This window comes from Phenylobacterium sp. (assembly GCF_030693805.1).
GTDB lineage: Bacteria > Pseudomonadota > Alphaproteobacteria > Caulobacterales > Caulobacteraceae > Phenylobacterium.
The window spans coordinates 1-6,271 of sequence record NZ_JAUXZW010000361.1 but is presented as its reverse complement, the minus strand read 5'-3'; the positions used below and the strand labels follow the sequence as shown (position 1 = coordinate 6,271).

7 protein-coding genes and 1 tRNA gene are annotated in these 6,271 nt (G+C 64.3%); 5 read left to right on the top strand and 3 right to left on the bottom strand.

What is annotated here, in order from left to right:
- The 5 genes from exbB to Q8M88_RS14460 all read left to right on the top strand — a co-directional run.
- A partial coding sequence (exbB, locus tag Q8M88_RS14480) for a tonB-system energizer ExbB (RefSeq protein ID WP_305597865.1) occupies positions 1–762 on the top strand: 762 nt, incomplete at its 5' end.
- 5 nt (positions 763–767) lie between these two features.
- A complete protein-coding gene (locus tag Q8M88_RS14475; protein ID WP_305597864.1) occupies positions 768–1,205 on the top strand; it encodes a biopolymer transporter ExbD in 438 nt (145 codons plus the stop codon).
- A 12-nt stretch (positions 1,206–1,217) separates the two neighbouring features.
- Positions 1,218–1,910 (top strand): energy transducer TonB, encoded by a 693-nt coding sequence (locus Q8M88_RS14470; protein ID WP_305597863.1) that lies wholly within the window; start codon positions 1,218–1,220, stop codon positions 1,908–1,910.
- Positions 1,911–2,050: 140 nt separating this feature from the next.
- Positions 2,051–2,127 (top strand) — tRNA-His (locus Q8M88_RS14465).
- Positions 2,128–2,805: 678 nt separating this feature from the next.
- On the top strand, positions 2,806–3,183 hold the full coding sequence (locus Q8M88_RS14460; protein ID WP_305597862.1) for a response regulator: 378 nt from the start codon (positions 2,806–2,808) through the stop codon (positions 3,181–3,183).
- On the opposite strand, the gene Q8M88_RS14455 is transcribed toward Q8M88_RS14460, so the two are convergent.
- The 3 genes from Q8M88_RS14455 to Q8M88_RS14445 form a co-directional block, all read right to left on the bottom strand.
- Positions 3,173–3,688, bottom strand: coding sequence for a hypothetical protein (locus Q8M88_RS14455; RefSeq protein ID WP_305597861.1), 516 nt, complete (start codon positions 3,686–3,688; stop codon positions 3,173–3,175). The two genes, Q8M88_RS14460 and Q8M88_RS14455, sit on opposite strands and share 11 nt — an antisense overlap.
- Positions 3,689–4,034: 346 nt before the next feature.
- Positions 4,035–6,035: a TonB-dependent siderophore receptor gene (locus Q8M88_RS14450; protein ID WP_305597860.1), complete on the bottom strand. Its 2,001-nt coding sequence runs from the start codon at positions 6,033–6,035 to the stop codon at positions 4,035–4,037.
- 43 nt (positions 6,036–6,078) lie between these two features.
- Positions 6,079–6,271 (bottom strand): hypothetical protein (locus Q8M88_RS14445; protein ID WP_305597859.1); only part of this gene is annotated, 193 nt, incomplete at its 5' end.

Sequence of the window (6,271 nt, the reverse complement as noted above, 5' to 3'; positions counted from 1 at the left end):
GCGGACGCCGCTGCTCCGGCCGCTGACGCCGCCGCCCCCGCCGCTGAGGCGGCGCCCGAGACCATCAAGCATGCCGGCAAGCTGACCGTCATGACGATGTTCATGGACGCCCAGCCGGTGGTTAAGGTGGTCATGATCGGCCTGGTTCTGGCCTCGATCTTCTCATGGACCCTGTTGGTCACAAAGATGCTCGAGTTCGGCGCGCTGAACAAAGCCTCCGACCGCTTCGTCGAAGCCTTCCGCGGCGCCCGCTCGATCAGCGACATGGGCAAGATCGCCACCGCTGAAGAATTCGAGGGCAACCCGATGGCCGATATGGCCGCCGCAGCGGCCCAGGAAGTTGAGCTATCGCGTCAGGCTGGCCTGTCGGTCAGCGGCGAGCACCGCGACTCCACCATCCAGCGCGCCATGTCGGCGGTTGGCGCAGTGCAATCCTCCCTCGCCAAACGCCTGTCCAGCGGCATGCAGTTCCTGGCCTCGGTTGGTTCTTCGGGTCCGTTCATCGGCCTGTTCGGCACCGTCTACGGGATCATGAACTCGTTCATCGGCATCGCGAACACCAACACGACCAACCTGGCCGTCGTCGCCCCCGGCATCGCCGAGGCGCTGCTGGCCACCGGCATCGGCCTCTTCGCCGCCATCCCGGCGGTTATCTTCTACAACTACTTCCAGACCCGTATCTCCGCCTACGGCGCGCGTACGGATGGGTTCGTGGCTGAATTGATGAACGCCATCTCCCGGCAGCTCGACAAAGGGGCCTAAGTCACATGGCCGCTAAACTCTCAGGATCTGGGGGCGGCAAAGGTGGCGTTGATGCGATGAGCGAGATCAACGTCACGCCCTTCGTGGACGTGATGCTGGTTCTTCTGATCATCTTCATGGTGGCCGCACCTCTGGCCAGCGTGACGGTCCAGGTCGTTCTGCCTCCCGCCGTCTCCAAACCGGGCACCAACCCGCCCAAGCCGGTCTATATCTCGATCCAGAATTCGGGTCGGCTTTACATCGGGGACTTCGCGACCGACCTGTCTACGCTGGGCGACGATCTCCGTAAGTCGATCGGGACCAAGCGTAACCCGGGCAAGGAGCGGATCTTCATCCGGGCCGACAAGGACGTCATGTACGGCGACTTCATGGGCGTCATGAACATGCTCCAGGACAACGGCTTCTACAGCGTCGCGCTGGTCGGCGAAGACAAGCAGAGTTGATCGGGGCAGCGCATGACAGACATCAGTCACCACAACCCGTTCGATGAGCCGGTAAGGAAGAAGGCCAACAAAGGCATCGTGGTCGCCATCATCGGCTCGGTGCTGGTTCACGTCGGCCTCGGCGTCTACCTCTGGAAGACGAAGTTCGAGCCGACCTACAAGGAATATCAGGACGACATTACCGACGTCGCACTGATCAAGCCTGCGCCGCCTCCGCCTCCGCCTCCGCCGCCTCCGCCGCCGAACACGCCGCCGCCGCCGCCGCCGAAAATCCAGCCGAGGCCTCCGGTCTCTGCACCGGATCTTCCGTCGACGATCCCGCCGCTGCCGCTTCCTCCCGTTGAAAAGCGGGTCGAGCAGCCCGCGCCGCCGGCTCCGGCCCCGGCCGAGCCTGTGCGTCCGACGGTGATCCAGAACCCGGATTGGCAACGCAAACCGAGCGGCGAAGATATCGCCCGCTACTATCCGGAACGCGCGCAGCGGATGAACGTGGAAGGGCGTGCGACGCTCAATTGCACGGTCAACGCAAAGGGTGGCCTGGACGCCTGTTCGATTGTCTCGGAAGAGCCGAGCAATCAGGACTTCGGCTCGGCCGCCATGCGGATGTCCCGGCTGTTCAAGATGCGGCCCATGACTCGCGACGGCACTCCGGTGTCGGGCGGTTCGGTCCGGATCCCGATCGTGTTCAAATTGCCGCAAGGCTAGTTCGGATCACGACCGGCCACGGCCTTTACAATCGACCCCGGAGGCCTCCGCTTCCGGGGTCTTTTTGTTGCGTATCGCGGCGGGGCAAGCACTGCTTGATCGCCGTCGCCCTCGCGACTAGAACCTGTCCCTCGCGTCGGGCCGCCTTAGCTCAGTTGGTTAGAGCGCTAGATTGTGGATCTAGAGGTCCCCCGTTCAAACCGGGGAGGCGGTACCACGCGAAAGCCGTCGAAGCGGCGAGGGTTTAGCGGCGCAGCGCCACGACGGTGTGAGAGCCGTAAGACGCTTCTAGACACGCGTTAGACAGATCGCGTTCGAGCGGCGTTCCGCGACACGTTCCCGGAGCGCTGCGATCAGCGCCGCGCCATCATCGGACATCTGAAGGCGGCTCGCCTGGCGGCGATAGATCGCGAACGAATTCGGGCTCCCGTGACCCATCAGAGCACCGCCCTGGGCGTCTCTGCAGCCCGCCAGGGCGGCTCAACGCCGAACGTGTGGTGAAGGCCATGCAGATCGTACGCGGCCTTAGCGAGCTTGACGGTGCGAGGGGCGGGCGGCCGAAAGTCAATTTGGCGACGCAGCTCGCTTCACTCCCTGATGCTGGCGTGGGTGGCGCCGCACCGGCCGGCGAACGCGGCCTGCCGGGGCGAGGTGAGGCCATAGAGCAGCGTCGACCCGACAACCCGGCGTGCGGCCTCGTTCGTCGCCTTCATCCATTGAACGGAAGCGGCGTCGCTAAGCCCCTGCGGGCATTGCGCCGAAAACGCCTGCACGCCCGACCGTTCGACGGTCCGGGACCCCATTTTGGGCCCACACGCCATATCCGGGCTTCCTCGCGGCGCCCTAGCAATGCGGCGGTCGCGAGGTGCTTATGTCTGTCGTTTCAGTGTTGGTCGTGGACGACGATATCGAGGCCTTGGCGTCTGCGAGGGATCTGTTGAGCGCTGCAGGCTACGCCGTCACGGAGGCGTTGAACGGGGGGCGGGCGTTGCAGAAGATCAAGGCGAACCCACCGCATGTTCTGATCACGGATATCCTCATGCCCGATGGCGACGGCATCGAACTTATCGCTGCGGTGAGGCGCGCATACCCAGCCATTGGCATAATCGCAGTTACCGAACATCGTCTTCTGGGAGCGCTTGATTTACTCGACTTGGCGAGCAGGCTCGGCGCGGCCGCGACGCTGGAGAAGCCGCTCGCGGCCGACAGGCTTCTGGCTCACGTCGCGGGCCTGACGGGTTCGCAAGCCCAGCGCGCGCGACCTAATGATTAGGCGATTCCGCAAAGTGCTTGCGGGCCAAGGCCGCTACGACCTCGAAGTTGCTGACGGCGAGATCCTCGATCGCAACGCGAACGCCCGCCAGTTCCTGATAAGCCTGCACCGTAAACCGCAGATCATTCCCCTGCCGGGATATCCAGCCCGCCTCGATCAATTCGCCGACCTTGCGGCGAACGGTCTCCCTGGGCGTCCCGGTAGACTCGGCGACCGATCGCACGTTGGCGCCCAGCGTCGGAAACACCGGGACCTCGCCGCTGAGCAGCTGCGCCTGGCTGTACTGCGCGAATGCCTCGTGCTCGGTCGTGCGCATCGCGATCACGAGCATGATCAGGAACTTGTCGACATCTCCGTCGCAGGCCGAACGTGAGATGTTGAGGAGGTGCAACAACGGGCGAAGCAAACTGCGGGCGATCGCCGGGTAGTTGTCGGCGACGAGGTGACGAAGCACCTCTCGCCCGACGTTGAGGTTGCCCGTTCGAACCGGCACCTTTTGCTCCAATCGTGTCGGCCCACAATCGCACAAATGAAGGCGCAACGCAGCCTCCACGCGTCCGAGCGAGCGGTTCCTTGAGCGCGCCGAGGCGGCGACCTGGGTGGCGAGGAAGCGCGTCCCGGAAGGGCCGTCTTCCGGCCATACCTAATGTCCACACATGGCGCTAGCTGACCGGCGCCGGCGATTGAAGCCCGACGGCCACTCGGCTAAGTAGTCTGTGTCGGGAAAGGCAGACTTGGCATGGCCAGACCAACTGAGCCGCGGCTTCGGCAGACTAGCGCCGAGGATGGCTTCACCCGCCTCCGCTTAGGAATCGGATCACTCGGTTCCGATACGCGAATTGGACCTTCAGTCAGCTGAATACCTTTCGAACTCGAAAGTAGAGTATCGGGAACACCTGCGTACTACGCTGCTCAAAGTTCTCGATTTGACCGCTCGCGCGTGAGTTAAAATAGAGAATACGTAAGTTGTCGGCAGCCAGAGTGTTTGTCTCTATACGCAGTGATAGTTTTAACGCCTTGGATGCTTGGTACTCGATCTGCGCGCCCACTGACGGTCGCGCTTGATAGTCTCGAACTTCGCGCAGGCGAAAGCTTCGGCTGTTGGAGCTCGCCTGTACGTCGATGCTCCAGTTGATGCGGCGTGAGGGTATGTCTTGGCGAAAAGCAAGGGAGCCGCTGGCTCCAACTTCACCTGAGAGCTCCCGGCGTTCGCCGGTGACTGGGTCCGTCACCCGCGAACGCCTCAGATTTAGCGTGCCAGAAATCGTTGACGACGGAACGCCGAGGCGGTCCAGCGGTATGGTCATCGAGGCTGTAGCGTAGGTCCGTGACGCGCCGCCAAGCGCGCCGGGCGCATCACGCCCATTGAGTGGAACGAAGTCTCGGGGATTGTCGATCCACTCGTAGCCGAGGTTGAGGTTGAGCGCCCCGTCGCGCCAGAACACGCGATTGTAACCCAGGTCGAGGGTCCACCGCCGTTCCGGCTCCAGCGAAGGGTTGCCCACCTCGATCAGTTGGCTGCGCAGCGATACCGAGGTGACGAAGTCGGAGAAGTCGAGCTGACCAACCCTGCGCGCGCCGGACAGGCTGAGCTGGCTATGCTCGTTGATGACGTAGGTGACCGCGAGGTCGGGCTTGAGACTCTGCAGGGTCTTGGCGAATCGAACGTCGCTGCGCTGGCGCAATGTCGCGGTCTCCAGCGCCAGACCGGCGTCATATCGCCAACGTAACCCGCCTCGGCCCTTGGCGCGCACGAAGAGTTCGCTGCGCCATTCGCTCACGCTCACGTCCTGCGCGGGCAGATCGATGGATGCGAGGCCGTCGATATAGCTGGAACGGCCGTCGAGGCGTGCGAACCCGCCCTCGGCGCCGGCCTGCAACGTCAAGCCGTCCGAGACGCGCTGGGACACAGTCGCTTTCGCCGTCGTTTCCGTCACGCGGTCGTCATAGTCGGTGGAATAACTGTCGGCTCCCAGGCGATAGGCGTCGTCGTAGCCAGTGTCCGAGAGCGACTGAAGGATTTCGAGTTCGAAGGCGCGGGCTTCGGAGACGCGGTTGACGAAGGCGGCCGTCACCTCGACGCCCTGCGTGTCGTAGCGGGATGCATAGCGTTCGCGGTCCGTCGCCGCCCCGTCGAGTCGCACCGCCGAGGCGGAGCGACCGCGATCGGCCGTCGCGTTGACGCCCAGCGTCAGGCTCCGGCCATCAGGATCCGACCACAGCAGATCGGCATCGAGCTTCTGACCTTGACCGTCCATCGTCTCGATCAGGCGCCCTTCGATCGGCGTCGCGAAAGGCTCGATCCGTAAGAACAGCCCCGAGACTGCGCGCGAGCGCTCGGTATAGATGCGCGCCGAAGCTGTATGGGTGAAGTCGCCGTCCCTGCGCGAGCCCTCGATACCGAAATGCGCGCCGCCGCCGCCTTCGCGCACGTCGCCGTCGAATGTCGCTGCGAACGATCGCGAGGGCGCGTGATCTAGCCTGACATCTGCGATGAGCGTCTGGGTCGCCAAGTCGAGCTCCGACGCCCCCGCGTAGAAGACTTCGATGCGCTTCACATCGCCGGCGACGATGCGCGAAAGCCTTGCTTTCAATGTGTCCGACTTGGAGGTCGGCGCTCGGCCGTCGATCAGCACATTGGCGCGAGCGCCGGACAGACCTCGCCGGTCATCGGGCTCCACGAGTTGGAAGCCAGGCACGCGCTGGACCATATCCCAGGCCGTAGCGGGACGACTGTCGGCGAAGAAAGCGGGTTCGTAGGTACGTCGGGCGGACATCGACAGCTCGGTGTCGTCGAAGGACTGAGCGATCGCGTCGTGAGACTGGAGGAAAAGACCTGCCGCCAGCGCCACCAACGCCACCGAAGGACGCGCCGCGGAGCCGCCGCTTGGCCGATCAGCGCTCATGGGTTGGGATGAGCACTTCGGCTTCTGCATAGTCGTCTACGGCGGTGCGCCAGGCGCGCGCCGCGGTCGCGCAACTGGCGTAGACGACGAAGCAGAGCGCGCCGCTCGCGAGCGCCAGTACGCCGGCGGCGATCCATGCCTGCGCCCCGGCCGCGCCGGTCGCGAGCGCGGCGAGCGCGGCG

Coding starts and splice junctions, on each gene's coding strand:
- Q8M88_RS14475 (WP_305597864.1), top strand. CDS start 768: ATGGCCGCTAAACTCTCAGGATCTGGGGGCGGCAAAGGTGGCGTTGAT.
- Q8M88_RS14470 (WP_305597863.1), top strand. CDS start 1,218: ATGACAGACATCAGTCACCACAACCCGTTCGATGAGCCGGTAAGGAAG.